Source organism: Streptomyces roseolus, assembly GCF_014649855.1.
In the GTDB taxonomy this organism is placed as follows: domain Bacteria; phylum Actinomycetota; class Actinomycetes; order Streptomycetales; family Streptomycetaceae; genus Streptomyces; species Streptomyces roseolus.
On record NZ_BMTV01000044.1, the window covers coordinates 37,723 to 52,173 of the forward strand.

At 71.8% G+C, this 14,451-nt stretch carries 13 protein-coding genes and 5 pseudogenes; 9 read left to right on the top strand and 9 right to left on the bottom strand.

The window, feature by feature from the left end:
- Positions 1-17: 17 nt before the first annotated feature.
- Positions 18-290, bottom strand: a pseudogene (locus tag IE245_RS33960) (heme-binding protein); the annotation flags it as partial.
- A 15-nt stretch (positions 291-305) separates the two neighbouring features.
- On the opposite strand from IE245_RS33960, the gene IE245_RS38295 reads away from it, so the two are divergent.
- Together IE245_RS38295 and IE245_RS33970 are read left to right on the top strand one after the other, a co-directional pair.
- Positions 306-800, top strand: coding sequence for a DciA family protein (locus IE245_RS38295; RefSeq protein WP_506005192.1), 495 nt, complete (start codon positions 306-308; stop codon positions 798-800).
- 79 nt (positions 801-879) lie between these two features.
- A pseudogene (locus tag IE245_RS33970) lies at positions 880-1,537 on the top strand (IS5 family transposase); the annotation flags it as partial.
- A 222-nt stretch (positions 1,538-1,759) separates the two neighbouring features.
- Here the strand turns inward: IE245_RS33970 and IE245_RS33975 are convergent.
- Positions 1,760-2,182 carry a winged helix-turn-helix transcriptional regulator gene (locus tag IE245_RS33975; protein ID WP_189954782.1) on the bottom strand — a complete coding sequence of 141 codons (423 nt, stop codon included), beginning with the start codon at positions 2,180-2,182 and terminating at the stop codon, positions 1,760-1,762.
- An 84-nt stretch (positions 2,183-2,266) separates the two neighbouring features.
- Here IE245_RS33975 and IE245_RS33980 point away from each other — a divergent pair, with 84 nt between their 5' ends.
- Positions 2,267-3,082 (top strand): Rossmann-fold NAD(P)-binding domain-containing protein, encoded by an 816-nt coding sequence (locus IE245_RS33980; RefSeq protein ID WP_189954784.1) that lies wholly within the window; start codon positions 2,267-2,269, stop codon positions 3,080-3,082.
- Between the two features lie 10 nt (positions 3,083-3,092).
- Here IE245_RS33980 and IE245_RS37505 read toward each other — a convergent pair whose 3' ends face one another.
- The 3 genes and pseudogenes from IE245_RS37505 to IE245_RS38190 all read right to left on the bottom strand — a co-directional run bounded on the left by IE245_RS37505 (position 3,093) and on the right by IE245_RS38190 (position 4,402).
- Positions 3,093-3,419, bottom strand: coding sequence for a transposase (locus IE245_RS37505; RefSeq protein WP_229851960.1), 327 nt, complete (start codon positions 3,417-3,419; stop codon positions 3,093-3,095).
- 378 nt (positions 3,420-3,797) lie between these two features.
- Positions 3,798-3,971 (bottom strand): annotated as a pseudogene (locus IE245_RS38185) (winged helix-turn-helix domain-containing protein); the annotation flags it as partial.
- Positions 3,890-4,402 carry a helix-turn-helix domain-containing protein gene (locus IE245_RS38190; protein WP_373305449.1) on the bottom strand — a complete coding sequence of 171 codons (513 nt, stop codon included), beginning with the start codon at positions 4,400-4,402 and terminating at the stop codon, positions 3,890-3,892. The pseudogene IE245_RS38185 and the gene IE245_RS38190, both read right to left, overlap by 82 nt.
- On the opposite strand from IE245_RS38190, the gene IE245_RS33995 reads away from it, so the two are divergent.
- Together IE245_RS33995 and IE245_RS34000 are read left to right on the top strand one after the other, a co-directional pair.
- Complete coding sequence (locus tag IE245_RS33995) at positions 4,341-5,027, top strand: HAD-IA family hydrolase (RefSeq protein ID WP_189954788.1); 687 nt, start codon at positions 4,341-4,343, stop codon at positions 5,025-5,027. The genes IE245_RS38190 and IE245_RS33995 overlap by 62 nt on opposite strands.
- A gap of 7 nt (positions 5,028-5,034) precedes the next feature.
- Positions 5,035-5,408 (top strand): annotated as a pseudogene (locus IE245_RS34000) (helix-turn-helix domain-containing protein); the annotation flags it as partial.
- A gap of 362 nt (positions 5,409-5,770) precedes the next feature.
- On the opposite strand, the gene IE245_RS34005 reads toward IE245_RS34000, so the two are convergent.
- Positions 5,771-6,061 (bottom strand): DUF8817 family protein, encoded by a 291-nt coding sequence (locus IE245_RS34005; RefSeq protein ID WP_506005191.1) that lies wholly within the window; start codon positions 6,059-6,061, stop codon positions 5,771-5,773.
- Positions 6,058-9,411: pseudogene (locus tag IE245_RS34010) on the bottom strand (AfsR/SARP family transcriptional regulator). Before IE245_RS34010 ends, IE245_RS34005 begins: the two are co-directional and overlap by 4 nt.
- Positions 9,412-9,549: 138 nt before the next feature.
- Between IE245_RS34010 and IE245_RS34015 the strand changes: the two are divergent.
- The 4 genes from IE245_RS34015 to IE245_RS34030 all read left to right on the top strand — a co-directional run bounded on the left by IE245_RS34015 (position 9,550) and on the right by IE245_RS34030 (position 13,252).
- Positions 9,550-10,308 (top strand): SDR family oxidoreductase, encoded by a 759-nt coding sequence (locus tag IE245_RS34015; protein ID WP_189954790.1) that lies wholly within the window; start codon positions 9,550-9,552, stop codon positions 10,306-10,308.
- Between the two features lie 39 nt (positions 10,309-10,347).
- Complete coding sequence (locus tag IE245_RS34020) at positions 10,348-10,953, top strand: NAD(P)H oxidoreductase (RefSeq protein ID WP_189954792.1); 606 nt, start codon at positions 10,348-10,350, stop codon at positions 10,951-10,953.
- Complete coding sequence (locus tag IE245_RS34025; RefSeq protein WP_189954794.1) at positions 10,950-12,458, top strand: MFS transporter; 1,509 nt, start codon at positions 10,950-10,952, stop codon at positions 12,456-12,458. Before IE245_RS34020 ends, IE245_RS34025 begins: the two co-directional genes overlap by 4 nt.
- A 689-nt stretch (positions 12,459-13,147) precedes the next feature.
- Positions 13,148-13,252 carry an STAS domain-containing protein gene (locus IE245_RS34030; protein ID WP_268256623.1) on the top strand — a complete coding sequence of 35 codons (105 nt, stop codon included), beginning with the start codon at positions 13,148-13,150 and terminating at the stop codon, positions 13,250-13,252.
- A gap of 346 nt (positions 13,253-13,598) precedes the next feature.
- Here the strand turns inward: IE245_RS34030 and IE245_RS34035 are convergent, their stop codons facing one another.
- On the bottom strand, positions 13,599-13,976 hold the full coding sequence (locus IE245_RS34035; protein WP_189954795.1) for a DUF1304 domain-containing protein: 378 nt from the start codon (positions 13,974-13,976) through the stop codon (positions 13,599-13,601).
- A 162-nt stretch (positions 13,977-14,138) separates the two neighbouring features.
- Positions 14,139-14,306 carry a hypothetical protein gene (locus IE245_RS34040; protein WP_189954797.1) on the bottom strand — a complete coding sequence of 56 codons (168 nt, stop codon included), beginning with the start codon at positions 14,304-14,306 and terminating at the stop codon, positions 14,139-14,141.
- Positions 14,307-14,451 lie beyond the last annotated feature (145 nt).

Consider the following 14,451-nt stretch of genomic DNA (forward strand, 5'->3'; position numbering starts at 1 on the left):
GGCCGGCAGGGGCGTGATCAGCCGTTGAGCTCGGCGACGCCGACCGGGGCGAACTTCTCGTCCAGGTCGCCGGACGGGGCGTCCGCGACGCCGATGCCCGCGATCGAGGCCCCGCTGGCGGTCACCGGGGCACCACCACCGAGGAACAGGGCGGCCAGGGAGGTCCTTCAGCGTCGGGCGTTCGCGAGGCGCTTGACCAGATCGGAGGTCGGGGCGTTCCAGGAGACAGCGGTGTACGCCTTCTCCTTCTCCACCGAGGGCTCGTACGACTGCGGACCGGCACCGTCACCGCCGTCTCCCCGACCCTGCCCGCCCACGTCCAGGCCACCGGCTACGACCCTGACACCGGCCGCCTCGACCTGCGCCCCGACTCACCCGCCTACGCCACCCAGCTCCGCCTCCTGACCGCCCGGATCATCGCCACCGCCAACGAACACGTGGGCCCCTCCGCCGTGCGGGCGCTGCGGGCCCTGCCACCCGGCGCCGTCGACACCACCCCGCCCCCGGCCGCCGGCCACCCCGGCCCGACCGCGGTCGCGACTCCGGCTGGGTCGGTGAAGACCAGGGACACCGCATCGGCCGGCTACCGCAGGGCCCTGGAAGCCCGCCACGTCGCCGTCGACCCCGACCACCCGCGCCCGGCCACCGCTGGTGTCGGCGACCTCTCCCTGATCCCCGCCGAGGCCCGCGCGGCATTCGCCCAAGTCCGCTCACAGGAACACGAGACGTTGATGACGCTCTTTGAAAATCGGTTCTGTCCGCACTTCAGTGAACCTCTTTCACCCTCCAGCACAGGATGAAAGAGGTTCACTGATCGCTTCGGAATGAGTTCCGTGTGAGGGCTTGGCGGCCGGGTCTGGTGGCGGCAGAGGGGTACGGGTGTCGGCTGATCTTGCGCCTGATGCCCTGTGGGAACGTATCGCTCCACTGCTGCCGCCTCGTCCGCCGCGGCGTCATCGGTATCCCGGCCGGTTGCCGGCGGACGATCGTGCGGCTCTGCGGGGCATCGTTTACGTGCTGCGCAAGAACGTGAGCTGGAGAGACGTGCCCACCGAGCGCACCGGCTGCAGCGGGGTGACGGCCTGGCGGCGGCTGCGGGACTGGACCGAGGCCGGAGTCCGGCCCCGCCTGCACGAAGTGCTCCTGGCCGAACTGCGCAAAGCAGGCCTGCTGGACATGGGCGACTGCGCGACCGACGGCTCGCACGTCCGGGCCCTGAAAGGGGGGCTCACACCGGACCTTCGCCGGTCGACCGCGCCCGGCCGGGCAGCAAGCACCACCTGATCGTCGACCGACATGGCACTCCTCTGGCCGTCTCGCTGACCGGCGGAAACCGTCATGACGTCACCCAGCTGACGCCGCTGCCAGCCGCGATCCCCCGCATCCGCGGAGTGCGCGGGCGGCCTCGGCACCGGCCGGGCCGACTGTTCGCCGACCACGGCTACGACTCCGCATCCGCTACGAGATACGCGCCAACCTCCACCTCGGCCTGCTTCAACTCGCCTGCGCCATCATCTGCTTGAGACGCCTCCGAACCTCATTCTGAAGCGATCAGTTGGTTCAGCTCGGCGAGCGGGGTCCGGTGCATCTGGTCAAAGTCTCCGGCCTTCTGCCACCGCTCAAAGCGCCGCCGGCAGGTCTGACCCGAGCCGAACCCTCCACTCCAGGGGCAGCCACGGCTCGATCAGCACTCACAGGCCATCGTCCACGATCCACGGCCGGGTAGTCGTTGCGGGCATGGCGTTGGCGACACCGGCAGTCATCGGATCTCGTTCTCAGGATGCTGCGCGTCGTAAGCCTGGCGGGCATGGGCGATGCCGTCCCGGTGCTCGAGCGACCAGTCAGCCAGTGCCTTGACGAGGTGGGTCAGGCTCACGCCCGTCTCGGTGAGGCGATAGTCGACCTGAGCAGGCACTGTCGGATAGACGGTTCGAAGGACCAACCCGTCGCGTTCCAGCCGGCGCACGGTCAGGGTCAGCATCCTCTGCGAGATCCCGTCGATCGCGCGCTGAAGCTGCCGAAAGCGCCGTGCACCGTTCGCAAGCTCGACGATCACGAGGACTGACCACTTGTCGCCCACGCGGTCGAGGACGTCACGGATCCCGCAGTCGGGGTGGTGAGGCTGTCCGCACGGGGCGAGTTCTGCGGGTTCAGCGGTTACATCGGTGTGCGTCACGGACATCGAACTGCCTCCTTGTGGGCTGACCACGGCCGGTCGAGACTCATCGTAGTTACTGATGAGAACCACGTAGGGGGAAGAACCGTAATGATCATGGTGACCGGCGCGAACGGAAGTCTCGCATCCCTCACTCTTCAGGAGTTGGCCGACCGGAAGGTGCCCGCGCTGGGCGGCAGCCGAACACCCGGCGACGGGCAGCGCCACCTGGACTTCGACGCCCCCGCCAGCCTGGACCTCACCGGTGTCTCGACGCTGGTCCTGGTCTCGGCCGGGTACGCCGAGGACGACCGGGTCATCGCTCGGCATCGGGCCCTCCTCGACGCCGCCGTCCGTGACGGAGTCGTGCACGTGATCTACACCAGCCTGACCCGTACCGGGGATCACCTCGGGTTCGCGCTCGCCCACCGCGTCACAGAGGACCTGGTCAAGGCCAGCGGCCTCGCTTGGACGGTCCTGCGTAATGGGCTCTACGCCGAGCTTTTCGGGGCGCTGTTGACGTGGACACCGGACGGTCTGGAGTCAGCCTTTGGCGATGGCGCTCTCTCTGCGGTGGCTCGGGCGGACTTGGCCGCCGTAACAGCCATCGTCGCCGGCCACCCGGCCGCACACACCGGCAAGACCTACGACCTGGTCGGCGACCCGATCACCGCCGAGGACGTCGCCGCGCGTCTCGACGTCACCCACCGAACCATCGGCCTGGGCGAGTACCGTGCTCGGCTCCTCGCGGACGAGGCCCTGATGCCGTTCCAGCCGCCGATGCTCGCCTCGATTGCCACCAGCATCCGCCATGGGCTCCTCGGCAACTCCAGTCCAGACCTCGACATCCTGCTCGACCGACCGCTCGCCGACGCAGTGACCATAGCGGCGGACACTGCGGCCGCGAGGCGTCCTGCCGCTCGCTGACGCGGATGGTTCATCGCGACGCGCCGCTGCCCTTTGACGGTCGCCGGCGGCTGGTCGAACGCTGCCTTACCGACCTTTCCGTTAGTTCTGTGGGGTCGGGGGGGAGGGCGAGGCCGGTGTGGGCGAGGAAGGACCAGGGCAGTTGAGGGTTGGTGTTGATGCGGTGGATGCCCTGTTCGGTGGCGTCGGCGACACCGGCGAGGTGGTCGCCGGTGAGGTTGGGGAGCTCGCGTTTCTTCAGCGAGGACCACAGCAGTTCCACCGGGTTGAGCTCGGGTGCGTAAGCGGGTGATCGCTCAGGGGTGAGCCGGTCCTGCTCGGCGACCCCAGCCCGCATGGCCCGGCTCCAGTGAGTCGACAACCCGTCCCGCACCAGCACCACCCGCCCCCGCGGTGGAACGTCTTCATCTGCTCCGGGACCTCGATGAGAACGGGGGTGTCGTAGCTGCCGGGCTTGAGGTGGAAGCACCATCGGGGACCACGATGGGGATCGGCGGCGTGGTGACCGAGAGCTGCGGCCATCGAGGCGCGTTTCCAGTTCAGCCGGTGCCGCAGAAGAGGCGTGCGGCCGCGGGGCGCGTAGGTACGGCGGACCTGCGGCAGCAGCGACACTCCGGACTCGTCGAGGAAGACGATCCAGGCACGTGTGTTCACCGCCCCCTTTCGATCCGCGGCCACTCGTGCGCGATCCAGCGCGCGACCTCCGCTCGTCCCTCTCCACCGCCCGCAGCTCAGGCCGCTGCAGGCTCCACCCGAGCCGGCCCGTCAGCAACCGCCGCACCGAGGCCTTCGACAGCCTCACCCCTGTCACCCGTTCGACGACCAGGCCGACTCGTTCCAAGATCCACAGGTCGGCCTCGAAGTCGTGTGCCTGGGCGCCCTGCTCCAGCGCGGCTCGCACCCGTTCGGCCCGGGCATGGTCCAGTTTGGGCGGGCGACCGGTGGCAGGACGCCGGCGCGGAGCATCGGCGCCGCCCTTCTCCCAGACAGCCTCCACCGCCGCACGCTCTCGTCACTGACGTCCAGCATCCGCGCGATCTCGGCACCCGAACGTCCCTGATCGAACAACACGGCTGCCCGCACACGCCGGGCCCCGGACAGCTGCGGCCGGGACAAAGGAGAAACGGCAGAAGAGGGCTTGAAAGACACCGCACCAGGATCCCGCCAACGGCCCCGCCACACCCACAGAACCAACGAAAAGATCAGTAAGGCTTGTCCCGCAGATTGCCTGCTCAGGGCCTGATGGCATGATCGGGGCGTGATCAGTGAACCCGGCCGTCCCGGTGCGATGAGGTATGTCCTGTTCGATGTCGATGGCACGTTGATCGACGCCGTGGAAAATCAGCGCCTGGTCTGGCGCGCGTGGGCGGAGCGGTACGGACTCGATCCTGATGAGGTCTACCGAGTGGCGCTGCGGACGAGGCCGATGGAGACGTTCGCGCAGGTTGCTCCGGATCAGGACGCAGGGGAGTGCCTGGCCGTACTGCATGAGCTGGAGGACGAGGACGTTCGCACCGGTTCATATACGGCCTTCCAGGGCGCCTCCGAACTGCTGAACGCCTTGGATCCCGGGACGTGGGCGCTCGTGACCTCGAACTACGAGCACCGGGTACGCGGACGTTTCGCGCGGACGGGTTTGCCGGTCCCGAAGGTTGTCGTCGATGCGGCCGCGGTGACGGACGGCAAGCCGTCGCCGGTGCCGTATCTGCAGGCGGCCGCACAACTCGGCGTCAGGCCGGAGGACTGCCTGGTCGTTGAGGATGCTCCCTCCGGGGTGCAGTCCGGGCTGCGTGCCGGGATGACGGTGTGGGGTGTGAACACCCCTGCGGCAGTCGACGGCGTGCATCGTCACTTCGTCAGTCTGCGCGAAGCGGTGCCAGACATCCTCGCCTTCGCGTCCGGGGTCCATCCTGATCGACCGGAGGGTGCGGCCACAGCGGAATGATCTTGCTATGGCTGGTGTGATCACGGCGCCGGAGCCGCTCCGGACAGCCCCGTTCACCGGGCTGAGCCCGCGCTGCTCCGGCAAGTCGGTGACCCTGGTGCGGCGCAAGGTCCCGGACGAGCCGCGGCGCGGACGGCCCTGGAGCCTGCCGCTGGAAGACCGAGTACTGCTGATCGCGACCCACTGGCGCACGAACTTGACGCTGGGCCGACTCGCCGCGCTCTTCGGCGTCCCGAGGTCCGCCGCCGACCGGATCATCGACCGTCTCGGGCCGAAGCTCGCGTTCCAGGTGAGGCAGCGGTTCGCGAAGGGCACCGTGCTGATCGTGGACGGCCTCTGGTGCCCACCCGCGACCACGTGGTGGCCGAGCGGTTGAAGAACTGATGGAGGACACAGAGCCTCTGCTTGCCGATGCCCTATCGGCATGCCACCTGGTGTGGCGACCGGAATCTGTTCGTCTATGACGACACCGGGCAACTCCTGTCAGGCGCTCCTGACTTTTTTTGGAGACGCCCGAGGCGTTCGCCCTGCCCAGGGCTGCCTATTTCCAGCAGTGGCTCGTCGACCTGGCCGCGCCCTGACCGTCGCGGCTTTCGGCTACGAGGCAAGCCTCCTGGCCGCCTTGGGCACTGCCCGCGGCACGGTACTGGTCTCTGGTCGCGAGAAGGTCGAGCACCGCTCCCAATAGCCGCAGTGCCGGCCGATGGAGGCGTGAGTGCCTGACCGTGAGCCCGGTCAGGCACTCACGCCTCCAGCAGCTCCCTCAGCCGTGTGAGGTCGTCCCGCGCCGCCTCCCGCTCCTCCTCTGTGAGGGCGGCGGCGCGGGCGAGGGCGGATGCGGCGGTCTTTTCGTCGGCGAGGCGGCCGGCCACGTCCGCGCGCAGGACGAGGAGGCGGAGCAGCTGTACGGGGGTGGGGGACTCGTCCTCGTTTCCCGCAGCGCGGTCGAGGATGCGGGCGGCGCCCGCCGCGTCCTCCTTGGTAGGCCTCCGAGGCGAACGGAGCCCCGACCTCGTAGCGGTGGCCCTGCTCAAGTCGCCGGCATTCCGCGATCCGGCCGGCGGTCATCCGGACGATGCCGGTCAGGCCGCCTGCCCGGGAAGCCCGGGCGCCGACCGGACGGCACCGGTGTCGTGGAGACCGCGCCGGCCTCCTCCACCGCCGCCTGCGCCCCGAGCCCTTCGCCCCGGGCTCGGGCGGCCCGGAACGCTCCGTCCCCCAGCTCCGCGCGTACCGCCGCCTCCACCCGATCCACGTCGCCCCGTTCCGCGGCGGGCAACGGCGCCCCCGTCGAGGCACGCAGCGCATCCGCGGCACCCAGGAGGAGGGCCGCCCGCGTGCACCGTCCGGACAGGGCCGCCGCTCCCGCGAGGCCCTCCAGGGCCAGGGCCACCGCCCGTGGGTCGCCGGTCGTCCGTGCCGTCGCGTAGCCCTCTTCGTGCAGCGCCAGCGCTCCCCGCGCGTCGCCGCGCAGTTCGGCGACGAAGCCCAGTTCGGCGAGGATCAGGGCGTTCGCGCCGTCGAGTCCGACCAGCCGGTGCCAGTCGAGGACCTCGCGGAGGTGCTCCTCGGCCTCCTCCAGGAGGCCTTCGCGGCGGGCGCCGAGGCCGAGGCCGAGGACCGCGTTGATCTCGCCCGCCCGGAAGCCGACCTCGACGGCCTTCTCCCGCGCTGCCTGGTGGTACGCGCGTGCCTGCGCCATGTCCCCCATGAGGAGGGCGGTCCGGCCCAGCCCCGACAGCAGGTCGGGCACCTCGGTGGTCAGACCGAAACTCTCGGCGGTGTCCAGGGCGGCGCGCTTCAGCCGGGCGGCCCGCTCGTACTCGGCGCGGATCTCCGCGACGGTCGCCAGCGGGTACACGGACCACAGGCCCCCGCACGCGTCGCCGAGCGCCTTGAACAGTGCGGCGCTGCGGGCGGCGTCGTCCTCGGCGCCGATCAGGTCGCCCCGCAGCAGCCGCTGCACGGACCGGTCCCCGAGCGCCGCTGCCTCCCCCCACGGCTCCCCGGCCGCCGTGAACCCGTCGAGCGCCTCGTTCGTCAGCTCTTCGCCCTAGCTCTGGCTCCCGGTCCCGCAGAGCGCGTGGGCGAGGAACCAGCGGGCCCAGGCGAGGGCGGCGGGATCGGCTCCGTGCGCCGTGTCGAAATGGGCGAGCGCGGCCCTGATGCGGTCTCGGCGGTCGGTGCCTTCGCCGCTCATGACGGTGAGCCCGGTGTGCCAGACGGCGACGCGGGCGCGCAGCCGGGCGGCCGGGGCCGCCGGCGTGCCCAGGGCCGCCGCCGTCCAGCGGACCGCCTCGCCCAGGCGGCCGCGCAGCACCCAGTACCAGGCCAGCGCGTCGACGAGCCGGAGCGCGTGTTCGGCGTCGCCCGCCCGCACCGCGCGGTCCAGCGCGGCACGCAGGTTCGGGGACTCCGCGTCGAGGCGGGCCAGCCACTCCCGCTGGGCGTGGCCGCGGAGTTCCGCGGCCTCCGCCAGGCGCGTGTAGTAGGTCAGGTGCCGGGCGCGTACGTCCTCGGTCTCGCCCGCCTCGGCCATCCGTTCCACGCAGTAAGCGGCCACGGATTCGAGCAGCCGGTAGCGCGGCCCGTCCCTGCCGTCGACGGCGACGACCAGGGAGCGGTCCACCAACCGGGCCAGGAGGTCGAGGACGTCCTCGGGCGCGACCTCGCCGCCCCCGCAGACCTGTTCCGCCGCCTCCAGGGTGCAGCCTTCCGCGTGCACGGCGAGCCGGCGCAGCACCCGCCGCTCCGGTCCGGGCAGCAGCTCCCAGCTCCAGTCGATGACCGCGCGGAGCGTCTGCTGCCGGGCCGGCGCGCCCCGCTGCCCGGCGCTGAGCAGCCGGAAGCGGTCGTCGAGCCGGTCGAGCAGCCGGTGCACGCCGAGGGCCCGCACCCGGGTGGCGGCCAGTTCCAGGGCGAGCGGGAGTCCGTCGAGGCGGCGGCAGATGCCCTCGACGGCGGCCCTCTGGGACGCGTCCGGTGCGAAACCGGGCGCCGAGGCGGCCGCCCGCGCGACGAACAGCTCGACCGCCCCGGAGAGGTCGAGCGGGGGCACCGCCCACAGCGTCTCCCCGGCGAGGGCCAGGGGCTCCTGGCTGGTCGCGAGGACCACGAGGTCGGGGACGGTGCGCAGGAGCAGTTCCGTCAGTGCGGCGGCCTCGTCGATCACGTGCTCGCAGTTGTCGAGGACGAGCAGCATCCGCCTGCCGCGCAGGGCGGCGGCGAGCCGCTCCGCCCCGCTCGGGGGCCGCCCCGCCTCGGGCCGTGTGCCCCATGCCCCGTCGTCGCGCAGCTCCAGGGCCGCGGCGACGACCTCGGCCGGCTCGCCCCCGGCACCGGCGAGTTCGACCAGCCACACCCCGTCGGGGAACAGCTCCCGCACCCGCCGTGCGGCCTCCACGGCCAGCCGTGTCTTGCCGACGCCACCGGGGCCGGTGAGCGTGACGAGCCGCCGTCCGGCGAGCAGTCCCCGGATCTCCTCGACGGCCGCCTCACGCCCGACGAGTCCGCTGATGGGCACGGGCAGGTTGCCCCGCGCCCCGCCCCCCACGGGCGCGTGCGCAGGGGTCCCGGTGCCCGGGCCCGGGGGCGCGCCACCGGAGGATGCCGTAGGAGCCGGGGCCCTCGCCGCGTCGAGCGCGGGGTCCTGGCGGAGCATCGCCCGGTGCAGTTCGGCCAGTTCCGGGCTCGGATCGAGGCCCAGGTCCTCCGCGAGGCGGACCCGCAGCTCCTCGTACTCCGCGAGTGCCTCGCCCTGCCGGCCCGAGCGGTACAGCGCCTTCAGGCGAATGGCGCACAGTCGCTCGCGCAGCGGATGCCGCTCGACGAGCTCGGCCAGCTCTCCGACCAGGAGGGCGTGTTCCCCGGCGGCGAGGCGTGCCTCGGCCGCCTCTTCGCGGACGACGAGACGTTCCTCCTCCAGACGGTTCACGGCGGCCCGGGTGAACGGCTCGTCCGCGAAGTCCGCGAACGCGGGCCCCCGCCACACCGCCAGCGCCTCGGCGAGCAGCGCGGCCCGCCGTCCCGGGTCGGGGACGGTCCGGGCGCGGGCGGCGAGCCCGGCGAACCGGTCGGCGTCCAAGGCGTTTTCGGGCAGCACGAGTTGGTACCCGGGGGCACGGGAGACCAGCAGGTCGCGGGCGCCCGGCTCGGCCTCGTCCAGGACGCGCCGCAGCTGGGAGACCCTGGCCTGGAGGGCGCGCAGCGGCTTGGCGGGCGGTTCCTCGCCCCACAGGTCGTCGACGAGGCGGTGCGTGGCGACCGGCCGGCCCGTGTCGACGAGCAGCGAGGCGAGCAGGGCGCGCACTTTGAGCTCGGGAACCCGGACGGGCCGCCCGTCCTCGGTCCAGACGGCCGTCTCCCCCAGCACCCCGAATCGCATGCGGCCACCGTAACCCCTCGTTCGAACCGGGCCCGAACGAGTCCCGAACCGGGCCCGAACGAGTCCCGAACCGAACCCGAACCGCCGGCCCGCAGAGTCTGCCCCGTCACCAGGACACACCACCACCGAGGAGTTCCGATGAACCGCACCGCCCGCCTCGCAGGCAAGACCGCCCTCGTCACCGGCGGCAGCCGCGGCATCGGCCGCGCGATCGCCCTGCGCCTGGCCGCCGACGGCGCCCGCGTCGCCGTCCACTACGCGAACAACGAGACCGCCGCGAAGGAGACGGTCGCCGCGATCGACGCGGCCGGCGGCTCCGCCTTCGCGATCCGTACCGAACTCGGTGTCCCCGGGGACGCCGAGGCCCTCTGGAACGCCTTCGACGCGCACGCCGACGGCGTCGACATCCTGGTCAACAACGCCGGGATCGCCGGGCCCGGCACGATCGACGAGGTCGAGGAAGCGGATTACGACCGGGTCTTCGCGGTCAACGCCAAGGCGCCGTTCTTCATCCTCAAGCACGGCCTCGGCCGGCTGCGCGACGGCGGCCGGATCATCAACATCTCCTCCGGCGTCACGAAGGTCGCCTTCCCCGACATGACCTCGTACGCCGCCTCCAAGGGCGCGGTCGAGGTGCTGACCCTGACGCTCGCGCAGACCCTCGGCGCCCGGCGCATCACCGTCAACGCGGTGTCGCCCGGCACGATCGAGACCGACATCCACCCGTGGATGGCCGACCCGGCCGCCAAGGCGCACGCCGCCGGCTTCTCCGTCTTCGACCGGGTCGGGCAACCCGGGGACGTGGCCGACGTGGTCGGCTTCCTCGCCTCGGACGACGCCCGCTGGGTGACCGGCCAGAACATCGACGCGAGCGGCGGCTCCGGCCTCGGCCTCTGACACCCGACGCGCCCGCACCCCTTCCCGAAGGACACCGTCATGCCCCGTCACACCCTGCTCGTCCACGCCCACCCCCGCACCGACTCCCTGACCGCCCAGGTCGCCGGCCTCGTCCACGCCCGGCTGAAGGAAGGGGGCGGGACCGTCGACGTACTCGACCTGTACGCCGAGGGTTTCGACCCGGTCCTCCGCCCCGCCGACGAACCCGACTGGGAGAACCGGGAGAAGGTCTACTCCCCGGTGGTCCGGGCCCACATGGACCGCATCACGGCCGCCGACGACATCGTGGTCGTCTTCCCCGTCTGGTGGATGGCACCGCCCGCCGTCCTCAAGGGATGGATCGACCGGGTGTGGAACTACGGCTTCGCCTACGGGCGCAGCAAGCCGCGCCTGGCCGGGAAGCGCATGCTGTGGCTGGCCCTGATGGGCGGTCCCGAGGCGGAGATCGAACGGCTCGGCCTGTCCACCGCCCTGGACGTCCAGCTACGGCTCGCGGTCTCCCGGTACTGCGGGATCGAGAACGCGTCCGTCGAGATCGTCTACGGCACCGAACTGTCGGGGGTGCCGCGCGCCCGGCGCCCGGAGCGGGTGCGGGAACTGCTCGAATCCGCCGAGGAATCCCTGAACGGAGCGCTGCCGCGATGACTACCACCCATGCGTCCGCGTCCCCCGCAGAGGCGGCGCCGGCGAAGGCGGGCGCCCGCCAGTGGCTCGGCCTCGCCGTCCTGCTCCTCCCCGTGACCCTGATGACGGCCGACCTCGGCGTACTGTGGCTGGCCACTCCGTACCTGGCAGCCGATCTGCGGCTGAGCAGCGCCCAGTTGCTGTGGATCACCGACATCTACGGCTTCCTCACCGCCGGCACCCTGGTCGTCATGGGGACGCTCGGCGACCGCCTGGGCCGCCGCCGGCTGCTGATGGCCGGCTCGGCGGGCTTCCTCGCGGCCTCGCTGCTGGCCGCCTACGCCCCGAACGCGGGGACCCTGATCGCGGCGCGCGCCCTGCTGGGCGTGGCGGGCGCCGCCGTCCTGCCCTCCACGCTCGCCCTGATCAGCCATATGTTCGCCGACGCACGGCAGCGGGCGACCGCGACCGCGATCGCGATGTGGGTGACCGCGCTCTCGGTCGGCCTGGCGATCGGCCCGATCGTCGGCGGCGTGCTGCTGGCGTCCTGGTGGTGGGGCTCGGTCTTCCTGATCGGTCTGCCGATCATGGCGATCGCCCTCGTCACGGGGCCGGCGCTGCTGCCGGAGTACCGGGACCCGGGGGCCGGCCGGACCGATGTGCCCAGCGTGGCGCTCTTCCTGCTGGCGGTGCTGCCGCTGGTGTACGGGGTGAAGACGGTGGCCTCGCACGGACCGACGACGACGGCGGCCGCGGCCTTCGCCGGCGGCCTCGCCTTCACGCTGCTCTTCGTCCACCGCCAGAACCGGCTGGCCGCGCCCCTGCTCGACCTGCGGCTCTTCCGCGACCGCGCCTTCACAGGGGCGCTGCTCACCCTGCTGCTCGGCATGACCGCGCTGAACGGGGTGGAGTACCTGGTTCCGCAGTACCTCCAGGCGGTCGCGGGCCTGTCACCCCTGGAAGCCGGTCTGTGGCTCCTGCCGGGGGCGGCGGGACTGGTCGCCGGATCGCAGCTGACGCCGCCGCTCGCCCGCCGCTTCCGCCCGGCGTACGTCCTGATCGCGGGACTGCTGGTGTCCCTGACCGGGTACGCGGCGATCGCCCTGGCCGCCGGGGTCGCCCTGGCGTCCCTGGGGCTCGCGGTGATCATGTTCGGGGCGGCCCCGATCAGCGTCCTCGGCACGGCGCTCGCGGTCGGCGCGGCTCCGCCGGAAAAGGCGGGCGCGGCGGCGGCGACCGGCCAGACCGCGTACGACCTGGGACTGGCCCTGGGGATCGCGGTGACCGGAAGCGTGGCGGTCGCGGTGTACCGCAGCGGTGTCCCGGGCGACACCCCGGCCGCGGCGCGCGAGTCGCTGGGCGCGGCGAGCGCCGTGGCGGACCAGGGGCTGCTGACGACCGCGCGGGAGTCCTTCACCACGGCTCTGCAGTCGGCGTCGGCCCTGAGCGCGGTTTTCGCCCTGCTGACGGCGGTGCTGGTGGCGGTGCTCCTGCGGAAAGTGCCGAGGATCACCTCGGGCGACTAGCTGTATTGATCACGAGCGTTGTTAACGCCGACTTCACAGTCTTCACCGCTGGCGGGGCCGGAAACGACGAGCCGGCCCGAGAGCGGGGCGGCCCGATCTGCCGACTCGACCGGTCCCACCCGCGGGCGCCGGGCATGAGGATCCCAACGCCCGCGGCAGCGTCAGGCCGTTGTTCCCAGCAGGGCGCCGAGCGGGGCCTGGGAGTGATCGCCGAGGAGGAAGGCGGTCCAGCCGTTCAGGAACTCGTCCCGGTGATGCGGCCGTCTCCGTCGGTGTCGAGGAGCGTGCGGGCGGCGCGGGCCTGCGTGGTGTCCAGGCCGAAGGCGAGAGGAAGGACTCGAACTGCCCGACGGTGATGATGCCGTCGTCGTCGCTGTCCATCGCGGCGAACTCGGCCACCAGGCCCGGAGTGAGCCGCTCCTGAAGTCCGGCACGGCCACCGTGGGCGCCGGCGATCGCCTGGTGGACCTCCTCGCGGCTGATGACGCCGTCGGCGTTGGTGTCCGCGTGCTCCCGCAGGATGTTCCACGTGCGCCGCCACTCCTTCAACAGCGCCTCCCCCTTGGCCGACCCGGCGACTCCCGCGGCCTGCGCGATCGCCTTCGCACGGGCGACGAAGCCCTTCTCCTCCAGGAAGCCGTTGGCGTCGGTGTCGAGGAGGTCGAATCATCCCCTCGGGCGGCAAGACGCTGCACCTCGACCTGGCCGGCGTCTCATTCATGGACTCCAGCGGGCTCGACCTCCTCGTCTTGCTACGCCGACGTCTCCAAGCCGAGGACGGCCGGCTCGCGTGACGCCCTGACCGCCTGAGCGGCTCCGTGTCTCCTCTTTCCGCCACCGACGGTCGGGGATGCCTGCCTCGTCGTGGTGATCGGCCAGCCCATGTCCGGTAACCACAGTGACTGCGAGGCATGGGAGCTCTCCGGAGCCAAAGCCGCCGCCGGCCGCGCTACTGCGGTCATCGACGGCGGCTACCGGGCGCCGGTCTGGTCATGGTCATTCCCGCACCGTCGCGTGCGCGGGGATGGTCCCGCACGCGACGCCCTAGACGAGCTGCTCTCCGCCCGCGCGGGGGAGGAGCTGTCCACCGTGGTGGTCAGGTGGGGGGCAGGCTGCGTAGTCCCCCTGTGGGTTTTGCCGTTACGGGAGTTCGGTGATCAGGATGATGACGCCCGGGACAGCCTGGCTCAGTGCTCCGCGCCACAGCTTGGGGTCGGAGATGAAGAGCATGATGCCGCCGCCGGTCATGAAGGCGGCGATGTACAGGATCAGAGAGCGGGCAACGGTCTGGTGTCCCAGGTGCAGAGCCACGAAGCCGGCGATCATGCCGCAGGCCAGGAAGAGGTTGTAGAACCCCACGTTGAACCGCCATAGACGGACCTCGGGCGCATCGGCCGTGCTCCCCGTGAGGAACTGCCGCACCCATGCGCGTCGAGCGTAGAGGAAGCTTTCCAACGGCCAGACCACGATGTGGACGGCGGCGGCGACCAGTGCGAAGACCTGGCTGACGATGTGCATGCTCGCATGATGGTACGAGCCATGCCATGAGCGGCCGTCGCGCAACGCGCTCACCCCTCAGGTCCATCCGCTCAGCCGAGGCCGCGAACAGGGGTCTGATGCAGGTTCGTGCGATGGCCGGCTTCGCCGGTGAAGCCGGCTGGGGCTTGTCGTTCGGGGCGGTCACGGGGAGCCTCCGTGGTCGCTGCGGAGGGTGGTGCCGAGGATGTGGGTGGCGGCGGGCATCGGGATCCGGGTCGCGGGGAAGCCGAAGCGGTCGACGGCGGTGAGGGGGAAGCAGGCGGTGGTGAGGGTGGTCTGGGTGTCGCGGCCGGTGTGGCAGCCGCCCATCAGACGGGACCAGACGGTGGCGTCGAGTACGCGCTGAACGCGCCGGCTCCACCGAGCCGGGATCGTGCACCGGCTCGCGGGCAGCTATGCGCAGCGGGCGGACCCGGTGGTGCGGGCGCCGCAGGCCGGGGTGCCGGTGATGCTG

Bases quoted from the DNA above. Each gene is read 5' to 3' on its own strand.
- IE245_RS33975 (WP_189954782.1), bottom strand. From the start codon at position 2,182: ATGTCCGTGACGCACACCGATGTAACCGCTGAACCCGCAGAACTCGCC.
- IE245_RS33980 (WP_189954784.1), top strand. From the start codon at position 2,267: ATGATCATGGTGACCGGCGCGAACGGAAGTCTCGCATCCCTCACTCTT.
- IE245_RS37505 (WP_229851960.1), bottom strand. From the start codon at position 3,419: ATGCGGGCTGGGGTCGCCGAGCAGGACCGGCTCACCCCTGAGCGATCA.
- IE245_RS34015 (WP_189954790.1), top strand. From the start codon at position 9,550: ATGAACCGCACCGCCCGCCTCGCAGGCAAGACCGCCCTCGTCACCGGC.
- IE245_RS34020 (WP_189954792.1), top strand. From the start codon at position 10,348: ATGCCCCGTCACACCCTGCTCGTCCACGCCCACCCCCGCACCGACTCC.
- IE245_RS34025 (WP_189954794.1), top strand. From the start codon at position 10,950: ATGACTACCACCCATGCGTCCGCGTCCCCCGCAGAGGCGGCGCCGGCG.
- IE245_RS34035 (WP_189954795.1), bottom strand. From the start codon at position 13,976: ATGCACATCGTCAGCCAGGTCTTCGCACTGGTCGCCGCCGCCGTCCAC.
- IE245_RS34040 (WP_189954797.1), bottom strand. From the start codon at position 14,306: ATGGGCGGCTGCCACACCGGCCGCGACACCCAGACCACCCTCACCACC.